Genomic DNA, 21467 nt, shown 5'->3' with positions numbered 1-21467 from the left:
GCTGGAGGAAAAACGATACGGTCAGTCGACAGGTTGCGTGCGGTACATATTGCTTGAACCAATCAGGTGGCCGAGGCTTGACAGGACGCCGGTACAGCAGCGCTTAATCGGCGACTCTTTTGGGTTGCCTTGCAACCTTGTTTCACCCTGTTGCCCGTACTCAATAATAAAACTGGAGCTTCAGATGACCGCATCGCCCGAAATGGCCGTCAGTTCGAACACCCAAACGCTCGATTTCGACGCGCTCGTTCAATTGCTCGAACAGATTTTTGTACGCCACGGCACCTCTGCCGAGGTCGCCAGTACCCTGGCCCGCAACTGCGCCGGCGCAGAGCGTGATGGTGCTCACAGCCACGGTGTGTTTCGTATTCCCGGTTATGTCTCGACCCTGAAAAGCGGTTGGGTCAATGGCCAGGCCGTGCCGGTGGTAGAAGACGTTGCCTCGGGGTTCGTCAGCGTCGATGCCGGCAATGGTTTTGCCCAACCGGCGCTGGCGGCGGCACGCGCACTGTTGGTGGAAAAGGCCCGCAGCGCCGGCATTGCGGTGCTGGCGATTCGCAACTCGCACCATTTCGCCGCCTTGTGGCCGGACGTCGAGCCCTTTGCCTATGAAGGGCTGGTGGCGCTGAGCGTGGTCAACAGCATGACCTGCGTGGTGCCGCACGGCGCCGATCGTCCGCTGTTCGGCACCAACCCGATTGCGTTCGCCGCACCCCGGGCCGATGGCGAGCCGATTGTCTTTGACCTTGCCACCAGTGCCATTGCCCATGGCGATGTGCAGATTGCAGCACGCAAGGGGGAGCGCTTGCCGGCGGGCATGGGCGTGGACAGTCTGGGCCAGCCAACACAGGACCCGAAAGCGATTCTCGAAGGCGGCGCATTGCTGCCCTTTGGCGGGCACAAAGGGTCGGCACTGTCGATGATGGTGGAACTGTTGGCGGCAGCGCTGACTGGCGGCAATTTTTCCTTTGAGTTCGATTGGTCTAATCACCCGGGCGCCAAGACTCCCTGGACTGGCCAATTGCTGATCGTGATCGATCCAAGCAAGTCGGCCGGGCAAAATTTTGCCGAACGCAGTCAGGAACTGGTGCGGCAGATGCACGGCGTGGGCCTCAAGCGCCTTCCGGGTGATCGACGCCACCAGCAACGGGCCAAGTCCGTTGCTCAAGGCATTTCGCTGGACGCCGAGACGCTGGCGAACCTGCGAGCACTCGCGCAGTAACAAGGAAACGACAATCCTGTAGCAGCTGGCGAAGCCTGCGTCCGGCTGCGCAGCAGTCGTAAAATCAAACGATACGGTGTTTCAGGACATCCGCGTGTATAGGATTTACGACTGCTGCGCAGCCGGACGCAGGCTGCGCCAGCTGCTACAAACCTGTGTAAGGCAGGCATGAAAAAGGCGAGCGCAATGCTCGCCTTTTTGCTGTTTAACCCAGCACCGTTTAACGTCGACCCAACAACAATCCGACCACCAGCCCGAACCCGGCAGAAATGGCGACGGTTTGCCATGGGTGACCACCAATGTAGGTTTCGGTGGCGTCGACGGCGGGTTGGGCCCGGTCGCGCGCACGGCTGACGGAGTCCCGTGCCTGCTGAAGTTTCAAGGCGATTTGCTCGCGCAGGGTCTCTGCGTCATCGCCGACCAGCGCGGCGCTGCTGTTAAGCAGCTTTTCCGACTCTTCGATCAGCGTTGCCAGCTCGCTGAATGCCAGGTCCTTGATTTGCTCTTCGGCCAATTGTGCGGCGGTTTTGCGAGCCATTGAGGTACTCCTTGCAGGTAAGTAGACAGTGAACAATGGAGTCTGGCGGCAACGAAAAAGTTGCAGTGAATGTTTCCGATGAGCCTACAGGATGGAAAATCCCGAGTCGGACATTTCGTCCTACAGTGTAAGATGTCGCCTATTTTACGCAGCAGGAAATTCCCATGAGCTTCAATCTGGCCGACAAACCCCTCGCCGAGCGCGCGGCGCTGGAAGATGAAAAATCCCGTCTGTTCGACCTCTGGCAAAGCAACCTGGGCAAATCCAAGGGTGAGGCCGCGCGGTTGTTCGGTGAGCGCGCCAAGCGTAAAGGCAAGTGGGCTGAGTGGGTCCGGGCCGAACTCGACGCAATGTCACCACCGGAATACGCCAACATGGTGCGCAGTGAAGTCAACCGCCTCATGGCCGCCAACAAGTAAGGCCGTTTTTCAGGCAAAACACGCGACAATCGCCTCACGCACTTTCAACACCACCGCATCGAGCTGAGTGCTGGTACGCCAGCCCAGTTCGATCGGGTAACGCGGCAACGCCAAAGGGCAGGGCAGCAACGCCAGGCCACTGAGCGCCGCGATGCTTTGCGCGGCGTGCGCCGGAATGGTCGCCACCGCCTGACTGCCCTTGAGCAGATGGGGCAACGCGGCAAAGTGCGTGGTCGACGCACACACCCGCCGACTGAGCCCCAGTGCCGCCAGCCCTTCATCGGTGATACCGATAAAACCACCGGACGACACCAGGATGTGATCGCGGGCAACAAACTCCTCAAGACTGATGATGGATTGCCCTTCGGTCAGGCTGGCGCGATCCACCAGGCACCTGTATCCGCCTTCACCCAATACCTGACGACTGAGCAACCGTTCGGCGAATCCACCGGCGGTGATCGCCAGATCGATGCTGCGATCCATCAACGCGTGGGCGACGATCTGGCTGTGGGTTTGCCGGAAGATCAGCCGCAGCTTCGGTGCTGTACGCGCAACTTCTTCGATCAATCGCCGGCCATAGGCGATTTCAAAATCATCCGACATCCCCACCGTTACGGAGCGACCTTCGTAATGATTGGCCGCCGGATCGACCATGGCCAGGCTCTGACGGCATTTGTTCAAGGCGTCGCTGACCACCGGTTTCAGTTGGTTGGCCTTGAGCGTCGGTGCCAGTCCACGTCCGGTGCGCACAAACAATTGATCGCCATACACCTCGCGTAGTCGACGCAACGCGGCACTGACCGCTGATTGCGTCACGCCCAGGCGTAAGGCCGCGCGGCTGGCGCTGGACTCCTCATGCAACGCTTCGAAGACTTTGAGCAAGTTGAGATCGACGGTGGCGATATTCATAGGGTTCATATCATTCAGCAGCGAATCGGGCTTTATTCATGATCCCGTGGCGCCGGAGAATGAGCAACACCTGATGCCAATGGAGTCACTGCGATGCCCAAGTCAATTGTTGCCGCGCTGCAAATCGGCTCCTTGCCCGGTGGCAAGGCCGACACCCTGGAGCAGATTCTTGCCTGGGAAAACGCCATTGCCGAATCCGGCGCCCAATTGGTGGTGATGCCCGAAGCATTGCTGGGTGGATACCCCAAGGGCGAAGGGTTTGGTACGCAACTGGGTTATCGGCTGCCGGAAGGTCGTGAGGCGTTTGCCCGCTATTTTGCCAACGCCATCGATGTACCTGGCGCCGAGACTGAAGCCCTGGCCGGTTTGTCGGCGCGTACCGGGGCCAATCTGGTGGTCGGCGTCATTGAACGCTCAGGCAGTACGCTGCATTGCACGGCGCTGTATTTCGACCCGCAGGCCGGGCTCGTGGCCAAACACCGCAAGTTGATGCCCACCGGCACCGAACGGCTGATCTGGGGCAAGGGCGATGGCTCGACGTTGCCGGTGATCGACAGTCAGGTCGGGCGCATCGGCGCTGTGGTGTGCTGGGAAAACATGATGCCGCTGCTGCGCACTGCGATGTACGCCAAAGGCATCGAGGTGTGGTGTGCGCCGACGGTAGACGAGCGCGAGATGTGGCAGGTCAGCATGCGTCACATCGCCCATGAAGGCCGCTGCTTCGTGGTCAGCGCTTGCCAGGTCCAGGATTCACCGCAAGCCTTGGGCGTGGACATCGCCAACTGGCCGGCGGATCGGCCACTGATTGCCGGTGGCAGCGTCATTGTCGGCCCGATGGGCGATATCCTGGCCGGGCCGCTGCGTGACGGCGCCGGTTTGCTCACGGCGCATATCGACACCGACGATTTGATCCGCGCGCGATATGACTACGACGTGGTCGGGCACTATGCGCGCCCGGATGTGTTTGAGCTCACCGTCGATGAACGACCTAAGCCCGGCGTACGCTTCACCTCGTAATATCGGGGTTTTCCATGACCTGAAGGATCGAGGCTTCCGGGTCGAAATCGTCTTCTTCCAGCTCGATGAACTCCTCGGGCAGGAAGATATTCAACACGATGGCGCACAACGCCCCGACGGTAATCGGCGATTCAAAAATGTTGTGCAACGCCATCGGTAACTCGCGCAACACCTCTGGCACCGCCGCCACACCCAGGCCCATGCCGAGGGATATCGCCACGATCAGCATGTTGCGTCGATGCAGGCCGGCTTCGGCGAGAATCTTGATCCCGGCCACTGCCACGGTGCCGAACATCACCAGCTCGGCGCCGCCAAGCACGGGTTTTGGCATCAGTTGCAGCACCGCGCCGATCATAGGGAACAACCCCAGCAGCACCAGCAAACCGGCGATGAAAAACGCCACGTAACGACTGGCGACGCCGGTGAGCTGGATCACGCCGTTGTTCTGCGCAAACGTGACCATCGGCATGCTGTTGAATACCGCCGCCATGGCCGAGTTGAGGCCATCGGCGAGCAGGCCGGATTTGATCCGGCGAATGTAAACCGGGCCTTTGACCGGTTGCCGGGAAATCATCGAGTTGGCGGTCAGGTCACCGGCGGCTTCCAGGGGCGACACCAGGAAAATCACCGCAACCGGCACAAACGCGACCCAATCGAAGTTAAAACCGTACTTGAACGGCACCGGCACGCTCATCAGCGGAACATCGGGCAGGCTGGCGAAACTGACGTCGCCCATCAGCCAGGCCACGACATAGCCCAACGTCAGGCCGATGACGATCGCACCGAGGCGCAGGAACGGCACATCGACCCGGTTCAACAGCACAATTGTGCCGAGCACCAGCGCCGCCAGCGCCAAGTGGCTGGCCGCGCCGAGGTCCGGTGCACCGAAGCCGCCGGCGATGTCGGTCATGGCCACTTTGACCAGCGACAAGCCCATGAGGGTGATGATGGTGCCGGTCACCACCGGGGTGATGAGCATCCGCAGTTTGCCGATGAACTGGCTCAGCACCACTTCAATGAACGCCGCAAAAAAGCACACGCCAAAGATCGTCGAGAGGATTTCATCGGTGCCGCCGCCCCGTGCCTTGACCATGAACCCGGCACTGAGAATCACACTGATGAACGAGAAACTGGTGCCTTGCAGGCACAGCAAGCCGGAGCCGATCGGGCCGAAGCGCCGGGCTTGAACAAAGGTGCCCAGGCCGGAAACGAACAGCGCCATGCTGATCAGGTAGGGCACTTCACTTTGCAGGCCGAGCGCGCCGCCCATGATCAGGGTCGGGGTGATGATGCCGACAAAACTCGCCAACACATGTTGCAGGGCGGCGAATACCGTCGCGGTCAGGTGCGGGCGGTCGTTGAGGCCGTAGATGAGATCGTTGTTGCGCGAGGCGGGGGCTTTTTCAGAGGCGGTCATGATGGTTTGCGTGCCAAAAGGCGGGCCGGGTCGGAAAATGGAGGCGCAGGATGCCAGCAGCGGACAGCGAGGGCAACGCACAATAACTGCCTGAAAGGTCGGGTTTTCTCGTTCCCATGCTCCGCATGGGAACGATCATCGCTGGGAATTCATTCAAATGCAGCGAGCAGGTCTTCTTCAAAGGCCTTCTGCGCATCGCCCGGTACCACGGCGCGGTGACGGGCCAGGTGGAACGCCACCTCAAAGCTCAAATCACCTTCTCGCACGGCGCGCAGCAAACCTTTGTCTTCCCAGCTGCGGGCAAAGTGATCAGGCAAGTAGCCCACGTGTTTGCCCGACAGAATGAAGGCGAGGGTGCCTTCGACTTGCTCGGAGCGCGCCGAGCACAATTTGCCTTGAAACGGCTCGTCACTGCGCAAAAAACGGTAGGGGTGATCGACTCGGTCACAGGCGTGCAGGGCGTCGTCGCTCGGCGCGTCATCGGTGAACAACGGATGGCCGGCGGCGCAATACAAATGCTGGGTTTCGGTGAACAGTTCGCGGTAGTCAAAGGCGCTCTGCACCTGTGAAAAATAGCCGATGGCCAGGTCAAGTCGTTGTTGTAGCAGCAGGCGTTCCATTTCGCCGGGCATGGCGCTGATCAACTCGATGCGCACCGATTCGTCTCGCTCACGAAAGCGTCGTATCGCATCGGCCACCCGCTGCAGCACCGATTGATCGAGGGCCTCGGACAGGCCCAGGCGCACTTCGCCGATCAATCGGCCCGCCACGCCATTGGATTGATGACGAAACGCTTCGATGGACTCAAACAACCCGCGCGTCGCGGTCAACAGCTGCTCACCCTTGGGCGTGATCTTGAACCCGCCCTTGCCACGACTGCACAAGCGATAACCGAGCCGGGTTTCGAGCCTGGCCATTTGCTGGCTGATGCTCGACTGGCTCAAACCCAGCTCACCTTGGGCCGCGCTGAAACCGCCGCACTCCACCACACGGACAAACAGGCGCAGCAGTTGCAGGTCGAGGTCGTGAAGTTGCCCGAGCATCAAACATTACTCCGCCATAAAGTCAGGTTAACAAACTTGGTATTTCGCCAATGTATCCGAGCGCGCACGCTGCATCCACTTCCCCTGGTCAGGTGCTCGTCATGGTTCCCGTCTTCAAGTTGTGTTTACCCGCGCTGTTCCTCGCCATGGCCGCCTCGGCACAGGCCGAGGAAAAGACCCTCAATCTCTACAGTTGGGCCGATTACGTGGCGCCCGAAACCTTGCAGCGGTTCGAGCAGGAAACCGGTATTCACGTGCGCTACGACACCTTCGACTCCTCCGAAGTGCTGGAAACCAAGCTGCTGACCGGCGGCAGCGGTTATGACGTGGTGGTGCCATCGTCCAGCGTGTTGGCCCGTGGGCTGGCGGCAGGGGCGCTGAAGGAAATCCTCCATGAAGGCCTGAAGGGTTACGCCAACCTCGACCCCGATTTGCTGGAGAAACTCGCCGCCGTCGACCCCGGTAACCGCTACGGCGTGCCTTATACCTGGGGCACATTGGGTTTGGGGATGAACGTGCAAGCGGTCCAGCAGCGTTTGCCGAACGTGCCGCTCAATAGCCTAGACCTGCTGTTCAATCCGCAATACGCCAGCAAACTGAAAGACTGCGGCATCGCCATTCTCGATTCGCCGCAAGAGGTGATCGGCCTGGCGCTGCATTATCTGGGTAAAGATCCCTACAGCACCGACAAGGCGGATCTGGCTGCCGCCGAGGCGTTGTTGCATCAATTGCAACCGAATGTGCTGTACGTCGCCACCGGCCGGCAGATCAGCGATCTGGCCAATGGCAGCGTTTGCCTGGCGCTGACCTACAACGGTGATGCCAGCATGGCGGCCGATCAGGCGCACAAGGCCAACAAACCGTTCGAAGTGGTCTACCGGATTCCGAAGGAGGGCACGCTGGTCTGGCAGGACAACCTGGCGATCCCCAAGGACGCACCGCACCCTGAAGCTGCCCGGGCATTTATCGAGTTCATGTTGCGCCCCGAATCCGTCGCGGCGCTGACCAACACGCTGTTTTTCGCCACGGCCAACCAGGCGGCAACGCCGCTGGTGGATGAAGCTGTGCGCACCGACCCGGACATCTTTCCGTTGCCCGAGATGCGCGAACGCTTGTACGCCGACCAAAGCATGAGCCTCAAGGATCTGCGCCAGCGCACGCGTCTGTGGACCACGTTCCGTAGCCATCAATAATAAAAAGGAGATCACCATGGACGTCCCGATGCAAAACGACCAGGCCATGACCCGCGACAGCCTCTATGGGACTGCCGCCGAAAGCACCTACGCCGGCATCACCAGTTTCATGCGCCGTCGCTACAGCCGTGACTTGCGCGGTGTCGACGTCGCGGTCAGCGGTGTCCCGTTCGACACCGCCACCAGCAACCGTCCCGGCGCACGCTTCGGGCCACGCGGGATTCGGGCGGCCTCGACCGGGATTGCCTGGGAACGTCACTGGCCCTGGACGTTCGATCCGTTCGATCACTTGGCTGTCATCGACTACGGCGATTGCGACTTCGATTACGGCTCACCACACACGATCCCGGAAAGCATCGAGACCCACGCGGAGCACATATTGAACAGCGGCAGCGCGATGCTGACCTTTGGCGGGGACCACTTCATTACCTATCCGCTGCTCAAGGCCCATGCGCGCAAGCATGGTGCGTTGTCGCTGATCCATTTCGACGCCCACAGCGACACTTGGCCGGACGAGGACGGCAAGCGGGTCGACCACGGCACCATGTTCTGGCACGCCGCCAAGGAAGAGCTGGTGGATCCATCGCGCTCGGTGCAGATCGGTTTGCGCACCACCAACGACGATCACCAGGGTTTTCAGGTGCTGGATGCGCGTCAGGTGCATCGCCAGGGCTGCGAAGCGATCGTCGAGGCGATCCGGGCGAGGGTAGGGGATAACCCGGTGTACCTGACGTTCGATATCGATTGCCTCGACCCGGCGTTCGCACCGGGCACCGGGACGCCGGTGTGCGGTGGCTTGAGCACGGTGCAAGCGCTGGAAATTCTGGGCGGGTTGCGCGGGATCAATCTGGTAGGAATGGACGTGGTGGAAGTCGCACCGGCCTACGATCACGCCGACATTACCTCACTGGCGGCGGCGACATTGGCGATGGAAATGCTGTGTTTGTATGCGGCCAGACATAAAGTCGACCGGTAAACACAATCCCCTCTAGGAGCGAGCCTGCTCGCTCCTACAGGTTTGATGTATGTCAGGCCACCGGGATGATCGGCAGGTCGAGGGTTTGGTCACCGCTAAACCGTGAAAACGATCCGGCAAGTGTTTCGTGCGGCACACCTTTGGCCACATCGCTGACGCCATCCAGTCGCGCCAATTGATCCACGCTCAGTTGCACATTCAGCGCACCGAGCGTCGCGTCCAGTTGCTCACGGGTGCGCGACCCCAGAATCGGAATCAGCGCGGTAGTCGAACGCTGGGCTTTTGCGCGCAACCAGGCAATGGCTACGTGCGTCGGGCTGGCCTCCAGTTCGGCCGCAACGGCGAGCAACGTGTCAAGGAGGGCTGTTTCGCGGGCGCCTTTTTCCGCGTGGATCAGGATGCCGAGTTTGTTCCCGCGGTTGTCGCCATCGTTGGAGCGGTACTTGCCGGTGAGGAACCCGCCACCCAGCGGCGACCATAACGTCGCGGCCAGCCCCAAGGCTTCGGCCATCGGAAGTTGTTCACGCTCGGCGGTACGTTCGGCCAGGCTGTATTCCACTTGAATCGCCGTAATGGGTGCAAAACCGCGCACCTCGGCCAACACGTCGGCGCGGGCGATGCGCCATGCCGGAAAGTTTGACAGCCCGGCGTAATGGATCTTGCCGGCGCGCACCAGGTCGTCGAAGCCGCGCAGGATTTCTTCCATCGGTGTCACGCCATCGCTCATGTGCGCCCAGAACACGTCCAGGTGATCGGTTTTGAGCCGCTTCAGGCTTTCTTCGACGGCGCGGACCATGTTTTTGCGGTTGTTGCCAGTGTGGGAAATGCTCGCCGACGGTGTCGTCCCCAAGGTGTATTTGCTGGCGATGACCAGGCGATCGCGCTCTGCTGCGATAAATTCGCTGAGCATCACTTCAGATTGTCCGGCCTGATAGCCGTTGGCGGTGTCGATGAAATTGCCGCCGGCTTCCAGGTAGCCGTCGAAAATACGCTTGGCTTCGTCACGTTCCGCGCCATGCCCCCAACCGGTGCCGAAGTTACCGGCGCCCAACGCCAATTCCGAAACGCGCAAGCCGGTTTTGCGACCAAAAACTTTGTAATGCATGGGGTTACTCCTGAAGGAAAAACGCCGGGATTTAATATAGATGTTTTGCGACATGTATTAAATATGATGCCGATAATCTATGGCGTCAACACGCTTTTCCATGGAGGCCAAACAAGCGACCAACGGACCCACTCGCTGCTGCCACTTTCTGACAGGGGCCTCTGCTAAGCTCCGACAACTTTTTCAGAAAGAGCCTGCCCATCGTGTCGCGAACCACTCGTCTACTCACGTTGTTGCAAGTGCTGCGGGGCAAGAGTCGGCCGGTGACGGCGGCAACGCTCGCCAGCGAACTGGAGATTTCCGAGCGCACGCTGTACCGCGATATCGCCGAACTGACGGCGCTTGGCGCACCGATTTTCGGCGAAGCAGGGGTCGGTTATGTGCTGCGCAGCGGTCTGTTTCTGCCGCCCTTGATGCTCAATGCCGACGAAACCGAAGCCATCGTGCTGGGTTTGCGCTACGTCGATCAGCGCGGTGACGAGGTGTTGAGCAAAGCGGCAGCCGACGCCTTGGCCAAGATTGCCGCCGTACTGGCCCCTGAAGCCCAGGACGCGTTGCGCAACCCGACGGTGCTGCCGGGCCCGCCCGGTTATGGCTATCCGGAAAATGCCGTGCCGTTGGGCGTGTTTCGCCAGGCCATCCGCGACCAGTCCAAGCTGAGCATCGACTACGCAGACGCCAACAAGGTGCCTAGCCAACGGCTGATCTGGCCGCTGGCGTTGGGGTTTCTCAATGAAGTGCGGATCATTGTTGCCTGGTGCGAATTACGCAGTGCCTATCGGACCTTTCGCACCGACCGGATTTCGGCCGCCAATGAGCAGGGCGAGCGATATCCGGGGCGGCGTAGTGACTTGCTGCGTATCTGGCGCAAGCAGATGCAACTGGATGAGGCCGGGCGTTTCACTCCTGACAAGAACTGACACAGGCTTGTTTTAGCATGGCTCCAGAATCAACTGACAAGGAGCCGCAAACATGTCCAATCCCGCCTCTTCACTGGCGCCCGCCATCGCTGCTTACATTGCCGCCGCCAATGCGCGTGACACCTCCAGGGTCGCCAGTTTTTTTGCCGAGGACGCCAATGTGTTCGATGAGGGTCAGCACCAGATCGGCACCCGCGCGATTGCCCAATGGATGGAAGACACCGCGCAGCGTTATCAACCCCGGGTCGAGGTGCTGGATGTGCAGCAGCGCACGGGCAAAGTGCTGGTACACAACCTGATCTCCGGCACGTTTCCCGGCAGCCCGCTTGAGTTGCGTTACATGTTCCGCCTTAACGACCAGGGCAAGATCGCCCGGCTGGACATCTCTCTGTAGCAGCTACCGAGTCTGCGTCCGTGCTGTAGCAGCTGCCGAGCCTGCGAGGCTGCGTTCGGCGACGCAGTCGTCGTGAAATCAGGCTCTGCGGTGTAACAGGAAAACCGCATTCGCAGGGTTTACGACGACTGCGTCGCCGGACGCAGCCTCGCAGGCTCGGCAGCTGCTACAGGCCGAGCTGCTACAGCCCGTGTGCGGCGTTCGGCAGTGGTTACAGATCGGACGTATACTCCCGCGCATGAATGTCGACTCTCCGTTAAGCGCCTGGCAACACGCCGTTGAACACTTGGGTTTCGTCCAGGACGAAGCCCAGGAACACGCGGTGTGGGCGTTGCAAAAATGCCACGAAGCGTTGCTTGAAGGTCACACGCCAATCACTGGCGTCTACCTTTGGGGGCCGGTCGGGCGCGGCAAGACCTGGTTGATGGATCAGTTCTATCAAAACCTGCGCGTGCCGGCCCGGCGTCAACACTTCCACCATTTCATGGGCTGGGTGCACCAGCGGTCGTTTCAACTGACTGGCACCGCCGACCCCTTGAAGGCGTTGGCGCGCGAGTTGAGCCAGGAAGTGCGGGTGCTGTGTTTTGACGAGCTGTTCGTCAACGATATCGGCGACGCGATCATTCTCGGGCGCTTGTTCCAAGTGATGTTCGAGCAAGGCATGGTGATGGTGTGTACGTCCAATCAGCCGCCGGATCAGCTCTATGCCGATGGCTTCAATCGTGACCGCTTCGTGCCCGCCATTGAGGCGATCAAGCAACACATGCAGGTGATCGCCGTGGAAGGCAGCGAAGATCATCGCCTGCATCCGGGCACTGCCTTGCAGCGTTACTGGGTGACCGATGCCGCGCATCCCGACGCGCTCGGCGACGTGTTCAAGGCGTTGACCGTCGGCCAGACAGTGTCCAGCGAGCCGGTCACGGTTGGCTACCGTTGCGTCAATGTCGTTCAAGCCAGTGCCAGCGTGCTGTGGTGTCGTTATACCGACCTGTGCGAGCAGCCTTTTTCGGCGATGGACTTCATGGCGCTGTGTGACACCTACAGCGCTATCCTGTTGAGTGAAGTGCCGAACCTCAGCGCCAAAAAACGTGAAGGACGTATCGCCCGAGGTACCGAAGACGGTGTCGAGCGCGTCGTGGCGGGGGACCGTGAGTTGCCGCAACTGTCAGTCAACGACGATGGCGTGCGGCGTTTCATTGCGCTGGTGGACGAGTGCTACGACCGCAAGGTGCCGCTGTACCTCGAAGCGCAGGTGCCGATGGAGGCCCTGTACACGCAGGGGTATCTGGAGTTCCCGTTCCGCCGCACCTTGAGCCGGTTACAGGAAATGCAGCTAAAGCGTTTTGCCGACGCTTGATACTTGGGAGCCGCGATCATGCATCAACCCTTGTCTCATCACTTGCTGACCATGGCCTATCAAAATGCCTGGGCCAACCATCGACTCGCCAACGCCTGGCGTCAATTGAGTCCGGCGGAACTGGCGGCGCCACGCGTCAGCTTCTTCCCCAGTGTTTTTGCCACCCTTAATCACATCCTGACGTGCGACTGGTTTTACGTGGATGCGCTGGAACGCGAATTGCGCGGTGACGATCCGCACCCCGATTGCTACGTGTTTTTCAAAGTGGATGAGCCGTTCACCCTCGGCGCAGATCTCAAGCGTGAGCAATCACTGGTGGACAATCGACTGATCGCTTACTGCGAGCAACTGCGCGATGCAGATTTGGGGCGAGTCGTGACCATTGCCCGGGACACACCGCAACACGACAGCCGTCTGCGCTTGTTGTCTCATCTGTTTGAGCACCAGATTCATCATCGCGGCCAGGTCCATGCCATGCTCAGCGGCACCTCGGTCGCACCGCCTCAACTGGACGAGTTTTTCTGTGCCGGCGAGTCGGGGCTGAGAGCGGCGGACTTTGCCGAGTTGGGATGGACCGAGACGCTGATATGGGGTGTTTGAGGCAGGTTCAGGTTGTCGATGATGACGACTCGCGATACTGTCCATCGACTTCGCGGCGCGAGTGACGCGCCGGAACCACTTGATGGGATAGCGACAATGGAAATGGAATCCGCAGACATTCTTGTACTTCAGGCCAGCTATACCAACCCGGTGCATGCCGAAGCCATTGGCGTGGTGCTCAATGCCTATGCCCAAGACCCGATGGGCGGAGGGCATTCGTTGCCCGAAGATATTCTGCAGCAGTTGCCGGGGGAGCTGGCCAAGCGTCCCCACGCCTTCAGTGTATTGGCCTTTGTCGACGGTGCACCGGCGGGGCTGGTCAACTGCTTCGAAGGCTTTTCGACCTTTGCCTGCCGACCGCTGGTCAACGTTCACGACGTGTCGGTGGTGCCGCAGTTTCGTGGCCTGGGCCTGAGCCAGAAAATGCTGCAAAAAGTTGAAGACATTGCCCGCCAGCGTGGCTGCTGCAAGATCACCCTGGAAGTCCTTGAAGGTAACGCCGTCGCGCAAGCGTCTTACGGCAAGTTCGGTTTTGCCGCTGGCATGTTCGACCCGGCCCATGGCCGCATGCTGTTCTGGACCAAGAACCTTTAACCGGGGGCACTTGAGCGCTTTCGAGCAGGCATAAAAAAGGGCGTCCATCAGGACGCCCGGCTGGCTTCGATTACTTCGGTCTGTAGGATTCGGTCATTTGTGCGGTTTGATCGCTGGGGACGCGCAGTTCAATGTTTTTGACCTCAAAGCCATTTGCCTTTTGCTGCGCGAGATGCAAAGTCTCGTAGTAATACTGCATGCGTTCGGAGCCGTATTCTGCAAAGGCAGTGGCAGAGCCGAACGTCATCAGGCCAGCAACGATCAGGGTCGTATATTTCATGGGTGCCTCCCATTACGGGTTCAGGGCCTTTCGTCCATGAAGCTATGTCGCAGGGACATTATCTGCCGATTCCGTCAAATGGGAATGAGCACGCCAGAGCCGGGCGCCCGTGATTGAAAAGGGGGAGGAGGAACTGCGCGATGCGCAACAAAAAGGGGCCGGAACCGGCCCCTGAATGGAGCTACTGTTTAACGACGGCTGGAGCCACTTTAGGCTTCATCAAACTGAAGTCGATCAGCGGGCGGGCCTCACGCTCGTAAGGGTTGCCGATCATCAGTGGGCGCGGCTTGAAGCTGTCACTGACCAGGCTTTTGCTGCGGTCCAGTTCATCAGCACTCAACCCGGCCAGGTCGGCCCAGGTGTGAATCAGTTGCGAGCTGCTGTAAGGCCTGCTCAGGTCGGCGGCAAAGCTCCAGTCATGGTTTTCACGCCATTTCGGCGAAGCCCAGGCCATGAACGGAATGGTGTACATCGGCGCAGTCGGCTTGTTCTCGTTGCGCCCGAGGGTGCTGTGCCCCACGGAGTCAAACACATCTTCACCGTGGTCGGAGAGGTACAGCAGGAAGCCGTTCGGGTCGGACTTGGCGTAGTCCTTGATCAGGCTCGATACGACGAAGTCGTTGTACAACACGGCATTGTCATAGCTGTTGTAGGTCGGCACCTGATCGTCGCGCACGCCGTCCGGCACGCCTTTGCGGTCGGTGAACTTGTCGAACGTCGGCGGGTAACGGTACTGGTAGCTCATGTGCGTACCGAGCAAATGCACAACGATCAGCTTGCGCGGTGCGGCATCGGCCAGTGCCTTGTTGAACGGCTCGATGACATCGCCGTCGTACTGGGCGGCGTTCTGATTGCGGTTGTTGTTCAGGTACACCTGCTCGTCGGCCTGCTCGGAGAAGGTTGTCAGCATGGTGTTGCGCTTGGTCATGGTCTGCTGGTTGGTGATCCAGAACGTCTTGTAGCCCGCCTGTTTCATCATGCTGACCAGCGACGGCGTAGACAGGTAAAGGTCCGGGTGTTCTTCGTCGGCGAAAGTCAGCACCTGCTGCAACGCCTCGATGGTGTAAGGGCGTGGGGTGATGACGTTGTCGAAGACCGCCAGTTGATCTTTAAGCTTGTCCAGCTCCGGCGTGGTCTCGCGCGGGTAACCGTAGAGGCTCATGCGCTGACGGTTGGTGGACTCGCCGATCACCAGCACCAGGGTCGCGGGCTGGTTGGCCATCGTGTCCGTCAGGTTTTTCAACGGGGGGATCTTGCTTGCGCTGTGCAGCATGTCTTGCATGCCAGCCAGGGTTTCCAGGTAGCGGTGATAGGCCACGGCCATCTGCCAAGGCACGGCGGGCTCGATGCGGGTTTCGAACTTATCGAAACCTTCCGCGAAACTGCCGGTGCGCGCGGTCTGTTTGACCAGCGGGTAACCAACCACGGCGATCACGATCGCCGTCGCGGCAACCAGTGCCTGCCAGCGCGGCAGGACCACCGGGCGCAAGCGGGTCCACAGGAAATAAGCGAACAGCGTATGGGCAAGGAATGCAGCGACCATCCACCAGGCGAAATACTGGGTCATGTACTCGCCGGCTTCAGAGATGTTCGATTCGAACATGATGAAGATGACGCTCTGGGAAAATTCCTGTTGGTAGATAAAGAAATAACCCAGGCTGGCCATCGAACAGGCCCACAGCACGACGCCGATCACTGCCGCCATCACACGCGTCTGTTTAGGGAACAACAGCATCGGTGCAAGCCAGATGGCGCTCATCACAAAGGCTTGGCGAAACCCGGTAAAGCCCGAGGTGCCGGTCAGTTGAATGAGTAATTGAGTGATACCGGAAAAATACCAGAAGAACAGGAATAACCAGAGAAGTGCTGCCCAATCGAGACCTTTCGCAGACGTGTTGCTGCGTTTAAACAATGCCATTCAACGCTCCAGCCAGAAATCACTTCAACGTCGAACCATCCATTGCCGACGAACAGAAACCACCCGAAAACCGAGCGGCAATAAGGGGGCGGGAGTATCAATAGGTAAATGTGAAAAAATTGTGAAAAACGAGGGGCAAAACGAGGTCGGAAACAGTTCGAGACTGTTTCCGAATCACCTGAGCAGATCAGGCGTGGGGGGCGTGCTGGGTGACGGGCAGGGGGGGTGATTGGGTGCCTTGAGTCAACTGGCGCAGTTGCGCAAGTTCCTGCTTCAAGAGGTCGCGCTCTTCTTTCAACTGACGCAACTCATCACGATGGATCGTGACGTAAAGGGTTTGTGCTGGCCGTGCTGCGTGTACTGTGCCCATTGCTCACCTCGCAAATGGTTGACTCAACTGTAGAACCGCCCCCTGCAATCAGGTGCTGATCTACTATCGGCGCTGATTTTGATTTCTTTTGCCCCTCAAGGGAACTTTTTTATTTTTCATGGTCGTTGTGTCTTCGGCGCGATTACCGACGTTATCCATCAGGATCGGGCACAATGCCCGGAAACTATGTGCCAACGCTCTGGACTAACCCCATGAGTCACGTTGGGCTATACCTTTGACACACTTTATTTGTAGTAGGGAGCATCAGCACATGCAACTCGGGATCATTGGACTGGGCCGCATGGGCGGCAATATTGCGCGGCGCCTGATGCTCAATGGGCATACCACTGTCGTTTACGACCGCAATACCGCCTTCATCGACACCTTGACTGCCGAGGGCGCCAAGGGCGCCGCAGACTTGCCGGCCCTGGTGGCTGGCCTGGCCAAACCGCGTGCGGTCTGGGTCATGTTGCCGGCCGGCGCGCCGACCGAAGACACCATCGACACCCTGAGCACCTTGCTCGAAGCCGGCGACACCATCATCGACGGCGGCAACACCTTCTATAAGGACGACATCCGCCGGGCGAAAACCTTGTCGGAAAAAGGCCTGCACTACATCGACGTTGGCACTTCCGGCGGCGTCTGGGGCCTGGAACGCGGCTACTGCATGATGATCGGCGGCGATGCCGAGGTGGTTAAGCGCCTTGATCCGCTGTTCGATACCCTGGCACCTGGCATGGGTGATATCCCGCGCACCAAGGACCGCAAGTCCGATGACGATCGCGCCGAACGTGGCTACATCCACGCCGGCCCCGCAGGTGCAGGCCACTTCGTGAAGATGATCCACAACGGCATCGAGTACGGGATGATGCAGGCCTTTGCCGAAGGTTTCGATATCCTCAAAACCAAGTCCAGCACCAACCTGCCGGAAGATCAGCGCTTTGATCTGAACGTCGGCGACATCGCCGAAGTCTGGCGTCGTGGCAGCGTGGTGTCGTCCTGGCTGCTCGACCTGACGGCCGACGCGCTGGCCAGCGATCCGAAACTCGACGGTTTTTCCGGTTCCGTGGCTGACAGCGGTGAAGGTCGCTGGACCATCGAAGCCGCCATGGAGCAATCGGTGCCGGTACCGGTACTGTCGAACTCGCTGTTCTCGCGCTACCGTTCGCGTGGGCAAGGCACCTTTGGTGACAAGATTCTCTCGGCCCAGCGCTTCGGCTTCGGCGGCCATGTGGAGACTGCGAAAAAATGACCCACGCGATCCGCAAGAAATCCAAGGCAGAACCCGCACCGCCCACCACGTTATTCCTGTTCGGTGCCCACGGTGACCTGGTCAAGCGCCTGCTGATGCCGGCGTTGTACAACCTGAGTCGCGATGGTTTGCTGGGTGATGGCTTGCGGATCATCGGCGTGGATCACAACGCCATTACTGACGAAGCCTTCGCCCGCAAGCTCGAAGATTTCATTCGGAGCGAAAGGGCGGCCAAGTCGGGCAAGGGCGATCAAGCCCTTGACCCGCAGGTGTGGGCCAAGCTGGCCAAAGGCATCAGCTACGTCCAGGGCGACTTCCTGGACGACAGCACTTATCAAGCGCTGGCGGCGAAAATCGCCGCCAGCGGCACTGGCAATGCGGTGTTCTACCTGGCCACCGCGCCACGTTTCTTCAGCGAAGTGGTGCGTCGCCTCGGCGCCGCAGGCTTGCTGGTGGAAACACCCGACGCATTCAGAAGGGTGGTCATCGAAAAACCGTTCGGGTCCGATCTGCAAACCGCAGAAGCCTTGAATGCCTGCTTGCTCAAAGTGATGACGGAAAACCAGATCTACCGGATCGATCACTACCTGGGCAAGGAAACCGTACAGAACATTCTGATCAGCCGGTTTTCCAACAGCCTGTTCGAAGCGTTCTGGAACAATCATTACATCGACCACGTGCAAATAACTGCCGCCGAAACCGTCGGCGTGGAAACCCGTGGCAGTTTTTATGAACACACCGGCGCCCTGCGGGACATGGTGCCCAACCACCTGTTCCAGCTCCTGGCGATGGTGGCAATGGAACCGCCAGCGGCGTTTGGCGCTGATGCGGTACGCGGTGAAAAAGCCAAAGTCGTGGGGGCCATTCGCCCTTGGTCTACCGAAGACGCCCGAGCCAATTCGATTCGCGGTCAATACGCCACGGGCGAAGTCGATGGCAAGCCGTTGCCGGGGTATCGCCAGGAAAACAACGTGGCGCCCGACAGCAATACCGAAACCTACGTCGCGCTCAAAGTCATGATCGACAACTGGCGCTGGGTCGGCGTGCCGTTCTACCTGCGCACGGGCAAACGCATGAGCGTGCGCGACACCGAGATTGTCATCTGTTTCAAACCGGCGCCGTATGCCCAATTTCGCGACACCGAGGTCGATGAGTTGCAACCGACCTATCTGCGGATCCAGATCCAGCCCAACGAAGGCATGTGGTTCGACCTGTTGGCCAAACGACCGGGCCCGGCCTTGAACATGGCCAATATCGAGCTGGGTTTTGCCTATAAGGATTTCTTCGAAATGCAGCCGTCCACCGGCTACGAAACGCTGATCTACGACTGCCTGACGGGCGATCAGACGCTGTTCCAGCGCGCCGACAATATCGAGAATGGCTGGCGCGCCGTGCAGCCGTTCCTCGATGCCTGGCAGCAGGACGCAACGGTCCAGAGTTACGCGGCCGGTGAAGACGGCCCGGCAGCCGCCGACGAGCTGCTGGCCCGTGACGGTCGCGTTTGGCACAGCCTCGGATGAAGGGGGAAACGCAGCAGCCCATCCGTTTTCTGCTCAGTGACATGGACGGCACCTTGCTGCTGCCTGATCACACGCTCAGCCAGCGCACCATTGCGGCGGTACGTTCGCTGCGCGAGGCGGGCGTGCTGTTCAGCCTGGCCACCGGGCGCCCGCCCAAAGCGATGTTGCAGCAGATTGAAGCGTTGGGTGTCGATCTGCCGACGGCGGCGTTCAATGGCGGCACGATCGTCAATCCGGACGGGAGTTTGCTGGTTGCCCATTACTTGCCGGCGACGGCTGCGCTCACCACATTGACGCTGTTCGCCGATCTGCCGGACATCGAAGTCTGGGTGTTCAGTGGCGGCGACTGGCTGCTGAAGGATGCAAACGGCCCCATGGTTCCCCGGGAACAGCATGGCCTGGGGTATCCGCCCATAGTGGTGGAGAGTTTTGAACCTTACCTGGAGCGCATCGACAAGATTGTCGCAGCGAGCAACAACACCGGGTTGCTGATCGAACTGGAAGCGCAATTGCTGGCCAATGTCGCAGGCCAGGCCCAGGTCTCGCGCTCACAACCGGTGTATCTGGACGTGACCGCGATGCAGGCGAACAAGGGCGCGGCGCTGGCGACACTGGCCGAGCATCTCGGTGTGCCGCTGGAACAGACTGCCGCGCTGGGCGATGGTGGCAATGACCCGGCGATGTTTCATCGTGCCGGGTTGTCGATTGCCATGGGGCAGGCGGAGGAGGCCGTCAAGCGCCAGGCGGATGTGGTGACCGGGCCTAACACCGAAGACGGTGCTGCCCAGGCGATCGAGCGCTATATCCTCGCTCGCTGACTGACTCCTACAGTTTTTGTTCTGTGTTACAGCCAGAAACTAACGGCGTACCACCCAAGAACACCCATCACCACGGTGTACGGCAACGCCATCCACACCATGCAGCCGTACGACAGGCGAATCAGCGGGGCAATTGCCGAGGTCAGCAAAAACAGAAACGCGGCTTGTCCATTGGGCGTCGCCACGCTGGGCAGGTTCGTCCCGGTATTGATCGCAATGGCCAGTGTCTCGAAGTGTTCACGGCTCATGTGGCCGGAGATGAAGGCGCGTTTCACTTCGGTGATGTAAATGGTCGCCACAAACACGTTGTCACTGATGGCTGACAGCAAGCCATTGGCAATAAACAACATGCCCGGTTGCTGGTCGGCCGGCAGTGCCAGTACCCACTGGATCAGCGGTGTGAACAATTGCTGGTCGTGAATCACCGCGACCACCGCAAAAAACACCACCAGTAACGCGGTGAAGGGCATGGCGTCCTTGAAGGCGTTGCCGATACGGTGCTCGTCGGTGATGCCGGTGAAGGCCGTGATCAACACGATCACCATCAAGCCGATCAGGCCGACTTCCGCGATGTGAAACGCCAACCCTGCAATCAGGATCAACGCGGCGGCACCCTGCACCAGCAAGGCGGCACGCTGGCGCGAAGTGCGCTCGGCGTTGTCTTCGGCGGCAAAGTTGGCCAGCACCGCCCGAACGTTGTCCGGCAGCAGTGTGCCGTAGCCGAACCAGCGCAGTTTTTCCAGGAGCACGCAGGTCAACAAACCGGCGGCCAGTACCGGCAGTGAGACGGGGGCAACTTTCAAAAAGAAATCGGAGAAATGCCAGCCCATCTCATGGCCGATCAGCAGGTTCTGCGGTTCACCCACCAGTGTGCAGACACCGCCTAACGCCGTGCCGACGGCACCGTGCATCAAAAGACTGCGCAGAAAGGCACGAAACTGTTCGAGGTCGCCATGGTGAAGCGTGGGCAATTGCTGGTCATCGCTGTACTCGCTGTCCTGGCGAGGATCATTGCCCGAGGCAACGCGGTGATACACCGAATAAAACCCCACGGCCGCACTGATAATCACCGCGGTCACGGTCAATGCGTCAAGGAAGGCCGAGAGGAATGCCGAGAGAAAGCAGAACATCAACGACAACAGCGCCTTGGAGCGAACCCCCAGGAGCAAGCGCGAAAACAGAAACAGCAGCAGGTCTTTCATGAAGTAGATGCCGGCCACCATGAACATCAACAACAGGATGACCGGAAAGTTATGCACCAGTTCGTCATAAAGCGCCTGCGGCGTGGTCATTTTAAGCAGCAGGGCTTCAATCAGCAGCAACCCGCCGGGCATCAGCGGGTAACACTTGAGTGCCATGGCCAGGGTAAAGATGAACTCCAGCACCAGCAGCCAACCGGCCGCAACGGGGCCGACGGTCCACAGCACCAGTGCGTTGAGAATCAGGAAACCGAGAATGCTCGCCTTGTACCAGCGAGGTGAGTGGCCGAGAAAGTTGTGCGCGAACGCCTGGGCCATTGAACCGGACATCGGCTACTCCTTGTTTAAAGAAGCGCGCAACTTGCCGTAACAAGATGGGAATATCAAGTCCGGGAAAGGTAATGGA

The 21467-nt window shown here is 59.7% G+C and carries 22 protein-coding genes; 13 read left to right on the top strand and 9 right to left on the bottom strand.

What is annotated here, in order from left to right:
* The first annotated feature begins 184 nt into the window (after window positions 1-184).
* Window positions 185-1222, top strand: a complete 1038-nt coding sequence (locus LOY55_RS16640) for an Ldh family oxidoreductase (RefSeq protein WP_223525521.1) — start codon at window positions 185-187, stop codon at window positions 1220-1222.
* A gap of 220 nt (window positions 1223-1442) precedes the next feature.
* On the opposite strand, the gene LOY55_RS16635 is transcribed toward LOY55_RS16640, so the two are convergent.
* On the bottom strand, window positions 1443-1760 hold the full coding sequence (locus LOY55_RS16635; RefSeq protein WP_046033073.1) for a YqjD family protein: 318 nt from the start codon (window positions 1758-1760) through the stop codon (window positions 1443-1445).
* 164 nt (window positions 1761-1924) lie between these two features.
* Between LOY55_RS16635 and LOY55_RS16630 the strand changes: the two genes are divergently transcribed.
* Window positions 1925-2179, top strand: a complete 255-nt coding sequence (locus LOY55_RS16630) for a hypothetical protein (protein ID WP_109786463.1) — start codon at window positions 1925-1927, stop codon at window positions 2177-2179.
* Between the two features lie 9 nt (window positions 2180-2188).
* Here the strand turns inward: LOY55_RS16630 and LOY55_RS16625 are convergent, their stop codons facing one another.
* A complete protein-coding gene (locus LOY55_RS16625; RefSeq protein ID WP_258665819.1) occupies window positions 2189-3097 on the bottom strand; it encodes a LysR family transcriptional regulator in 909 nt (302 codons plus the stop codon).
* An 84-nt stretch (window positions 3098-3181) separates the two neighbouring features.
* Here LOY55_RS16625 and LOY55_RS16620 point away from each other — a divergent pair, with 84 nt between their 5' ends.
* Window positions 3182-4105, top strand: coding sequence for a carbon-nitrogen hydrolase family protein (locus LOY55_RS16620; RefSeq protein WP_258665817.1), 924 nt, complete (start codon window positions 3182-3184; stop codon window positions 4103-4105).
* On the opposite strand, the gene LOY55_RS16615 is transcribed toward LOY55_RS16620, so the two are convergent.
* Window positions 4095-5522 (bottom strand): nucleobase:cation symporter-2 family protein, encoded by a 1428-nt coding sequence (locus tag LOY55_RS16615; RefSeq protein ID WP_258665815.1) that lies wholly within the window; start codon window positions 5520-5522, stop codon window positions 4095-4097. The two genes, LOY55_RS16620 and LOY55_RS16615, sit on opposite strands and share 11 nt — an antisense overlap.
* Window positions 5523-5671: 149 nt before the next feature.
* On the bottom strand, window positions 5672-6565 hold the full coding sequence (locus LOY55_RS16610; RefSeq protein WP_258665813.1) for a LysR family transcriptional regulator: 894 nt from the start codon (window positions 6563-6565) through the stop codon (window positions 5672-5674).
* Between the two features lie 101 nt (window positions 6566-6666).
* Here LOY55_RS16610 and LOY55_RS16605 point away from each other — a divergent pair, with 101 nt between their 5' ends.
* Both LOY55_RS16605 and speB read left to right on the top strand, forming a co-directional pair.
* Window positions 6667-7758: a polyamine ABC transporter substrate-binding protein gene (locus tag LOY55_RS16605; protein ID WP_109786459.1), complete on the top strand. Its 1092-nt coding sequence runs from the start codon at window positions 6667-6669 to the stop codon at window positions 7756-7758.
* 16 nt (window positions 7759-7774) lie between these two features.
* Window positions 7775-8734: an agmatinase gene (speB, locus tag LOY55_RS16600; RefSeq protein WP_258665811.1), complete on the top strand. Its 960-nt coding sequence runs from the start codon at window positions 7775-7777 to the stop codon at window positions 8732-8734.
* Between the two features lie 52 nt (window positions 8735-8786).
* On the opposite strand, the gene LOY55_RS16595 is transcribed toward speB, so the two are convergent.
* On the bottom strand, window positions 8787-9839 hold the full coding sequence (locus LOY55_RS16595) for an aldo/keto reductase (protein WP_109787000.1): 1053 nt from the start codon (window positions 9837-9839) through the stop codon (window positions 8787-8789).
* A 203-nt stretch (window positions 9840-10042) separates the two neighbouring features.
* Between LOY55_RS16595 and LOY55_RS16590 the strand changes: the two genes are divergently transcribed.
* From LOY55_RS16590 to LOY55_RS16570, 5 genes are all read left to right on the top strand, one after another.
* Window positions 10043-10759, top strand: coding sequence for a YafY family protein (locus tag LOY55_RS16590; RefSeq protein WP_046033082.1), 717 nt, complete (start codon window positions 10043-10045; stop codon window positions 10757-10759).
* Window positions 10760-10811: 52 nt separating this feature from the next.
* Window positions 10812-11153 (top strand): nuclear transport factor 2 family protein, encoded by a 342-nt coding sequence (locus LOY55_RS16585; protein ID WP_109786998.1) that lies wholly within the window; start codon window positions 10812-10814, stop codon window positions 11151-11153.
* Between the two features lie 238 nt (window positions 11154-11391).
* A complete protein-coding gene (gene zapE, locus LOY55_RS16580; RefSeq protein WP_223525526.1) occupies window positions 11392-12510 on the top strand; it encodes a cell division protein ZapE in 1119 nt (372 codons plus the stop codon).
* A gap of 18 nt (window positions 12511-12528) precedes the next feature.
* A complete protein-coding gene (locus LOY55_RS16575) occupies window positions 12529-13110 on the top strand; it encodes a DinB family protein (RefSeq protein WP_109786996.1) in 582 nt (193 codons plus the stop codon).
* A gap of 102 nt (window positions 13111-13212) precedes the next feature.
* Window positions 13213-13704: a GNAT family N-acetyltransferase gene (locus LOY55_RS16570; protein WP_046033187.1), complete on the top strand. Its 492-nt coding sequence runs from the start codon at window positions 13213-13215 to the stop codon at window positions 13702-13704.
* 70 nt (window positions 13705-13774) lie between these two features.
* Here the strand turns inward: LOY55_RS16570 and LOY55_RS16565 are convergent, their stop codons facing one another.
* From LOY55_RS16565 to LOY55_RS16555, 3 genes are all read right to left on the bottom strand, one after another.
* The gene (locus LOY55_RS16565) at window positions 13775-13984 is read right to left on the bottom strand and encodes a hypothetical protein (RefSeq protein WP_046033086.1); all 210 of its coding nucleotides are present in this window, start codon (window positions 13982-13984) and stop codon (window positions 13775-13777) included.
* 181 nt (window positions 13985-14165) lie between these two features.
* Window positions 14166-15902, bottom strand: coding sequence for a phosphoethanolamine transferase CptA (locus tag LOY55_RS16560; protein WP_258665809.1), 1737 nt, complete (start codon window positions 15900-15902; stop codon window positions 14166-14168).
* Between the two features lie 187 nt (window positions 15903-16089).
* Complete coding sequence (locus tag LOY55_RS16555; protein ID WP_258665807.1) at window positions 16090-16272, bottom strand: DUF6026 family protein; 183 nt, start codon at window positions 16270-16272, stop codon at window positions 16090-16092.
* Window positions 16273-16543: 271 nt separating this feature from the next.
* On the opposite strand from LOY55_RS16555, the gene gnd reads away from it, so the two are divergent.
* The 3 genes from gnd to LOY55_RS16540 are packed head-to-tail and all read left to right on the top strand — an operon-like array spanning window position 16544 to window position 19862.
* Entirely contained in the window at window positions 16544-17524 is a 981-nt protein-coding gene (gene gnd / locus LOY55_RS16550) for a phosphogluconate dehydrogenase (NAD(+)-dependent, decarboxylating) (protein WP_046033089.1), read from the top strand.
* The gene (zwf, locus tag LOY55_RS16545) at window positions 17521-19044 is read left to right on the top strand and encodes a glucose-6-phosphate dehydrogenase (protein ID WP_109786993.1); all 1524 of its coding nucleotides are present in this window, start codon (window positions 17521-17523) and stop codon (window positions 19042-19044) included. Before gnd ends, zwf begins: the two co-directional genes overlap by 4 nt.
* A complete protein-coding gene (locus LOY55_RS16540) occupies window positions 19041-19862 on the top strand; it encodes a Cof-type HAD-IIB family hydrolase (RefSeq protein ID WP_046033091.1) in 822 nt (273 codons plus the stop codon). The genes zwf and LOY55_RS16540 overlap by 4 nt, the downstream gene beginning before the upstream one ends.
* A gap of 26 nt (window positions 19863-19888) precedes the next feature.
* On the opposite strand, the gene nhaB is transcribed toward LOY55_RS16540, so the two are convergent.
* Complete coding sequence (nhaB, locus tag LOY55_RS16535; protein ID WP_258665804.1) at window positions 19889-21391, bottom strand: sodium/proton antiporter NhaB; 1503 nt, start codon at window positions 21389-21391, stop codon at window positions 19889-19891.
* Window positions 21392-21467 lie beyond the last annotated feature (76 nt).

Origin of the sequence: Pseudomonas sp. B21-040 (assembly GCF_024748695.1) — a bacterium.
Lineage (GTDB): Bacteria > Pseudomonadota > Gammaproteobacteria > Pseudomonadales > Pseudomonadaceae > Aquipseudomonas.
Note: the sequence above shows the minus strand (reverse complement) of the source record. Positions and strands in the feature narration are given on the sequence as shown.

Excerpts from the sequence above, each read along its gene's own strand:
- LOY55_RS16640 (WP_223525521.1), top strand. The coding sequence starts at position 185 with ATGACCGCATCGCCCGAAATGGCCGTCAGTTCGAACACCCAAACGCTC.
- LOY55_RS16635 (WP_046033073.1), bottom strand. The coding sequence starts at position 1,760 with ATGGCTCGCAAAACCGCCGCACAATTGGCCGAAGAGCAAATCAAGGAC.
- LOY55_RS16630 (WP_109786463.1), top strand. The coding sequence starts at position 1,925 with ATGAGCTTCAATCTGGCCGACAAACCCCTCGCCGAGCGCGCGGCGCTG.
- LOY55_RS16625 (WP_258665819.1), bottom strand. The coding sequence starts at position 3,097 with ATGAACCCTATGAATATCGCCACCGTCGATCTCAACTTGCTCAAAGTC.
- LOY55_RS16620 (WP_258665817.1), top strand. The coding sequence starts at position 3,182 with ATGCCCAAGTCAATTGTTGCCGCGCTGCAAATCGGCTCCTTGCCCGGT.
- LOY55_RS16615 (WP_258665815.1), bottom strand. The coding sequence starts at position 5,522 with ATGACCGCCTCTGAAAAAGCCCCCGCCTCGCGCAACAACGATCTCATC.
- LOY55_RS16610 (WP_258665813.1), bottom strand. The coding sequence starts at position 6,565 with ATGCTCGGGCAACTTCACGACCTCGACCTGCAACTGCTGCGCCTGTTT.
- LOY55_RS16605 (WP_109786459.1), top strand. The coding sequence starts at position 6,667 with ATGGTTCCCGTCTTCAAGTTGTGTTTACCCGCGCTGTTCCTCGCCATG.
- speB (WP_258665811.1), top strand. The coding sequence starts at position 7,775 with ATGGACGTCCCGATGCAAAACGACCAGGCCATGACCCGCGACAGCCTC.
- LOY55_RS16595 (WP_109787000.1), bottom strand. The coding sequence starts at position 9,839 with ATGCATTACAAAGTTTTTGGTCGCAAAACCGGCTTGCGCGTTTCGGAA.
- LOY55_RS16585 (WP_109786998.1), top strand. The coding sequence starts at position 10,812 with ATGTCCAATCCCGCCTCTTCACTGGCGCCCGCCATCGCTGCTTACATT.
- zapE (WP_223525526.1), top strand. The coding sequence starts at position 11,392 with ATGAATGTCGACTCTCCGTTAAGCGCCTGGCAACACGCCGTTGAACAC.
- LOY55_RS16575 (WP_109786996.1), top strand. The coding sequence starts at position 12,529 with ATGCATCAACCCTTGTCTCATCACTTGCTGACCATGGCCTATCAAAAT.
- LOY55_RS16570 (WP_046033187.1), top strand. The coding sequence starts at position 13,213 with ATGGAATCCGCAGACATTCTTGTACTTCAGGCCAGCTATACCAACCCG.
- LOY55_RS16565 (WP_046033086.1), bottom strand. The coding sequence starts at position 13,984 with ATGAAATATACGACCCTGATCGTTGCTGGCCTGATGACGTTCGGCTCT.
- LOY55_RS16560 (WP_258665809.1), bottom strand. The coding sequence starts at position 15,902 with ATGGCATTGTTTAAACGCAGCAACACGTCTGCGAAAGGTCTCGATTGG.
- LOY55_RS16555 (WP_258665807.1), bottom strand. The coding sequence starts at position 16,272 with ATGGGCACAGTACACGCAGCACGGCCAGCACAAACCCTTTACGTCACG.
- gnd (WP_046033089.1), top strand. The coding sequence starts at position 16,544 with ATGCAACTCGGGATCATTGGACTGGGCCGCATGGGCGGCAATATTGCG.
- zwf (WP_109786993.1), top strand. The coding sequence starts at position 17,521 with ATGACCCACGCGATCCGCAAGAAATCCAAGGCAGAACCCGCACCGCCC.
- LOY55_RS16540 (WP_046033091.1), top strand. The coding sequence starts at position 19,041 with ATGAAGGGGGAAACGCAGCAGCCCATCCGTTTTCTGCTCAGTGACATG.
- nhaB (WP_258665804.1), bottom strand. The coding sequence starts at position 21,391 with ATGTCCGGTTCAATGGCCCAGGCGTTCGCGCACAACTTTCTCGGCCAC.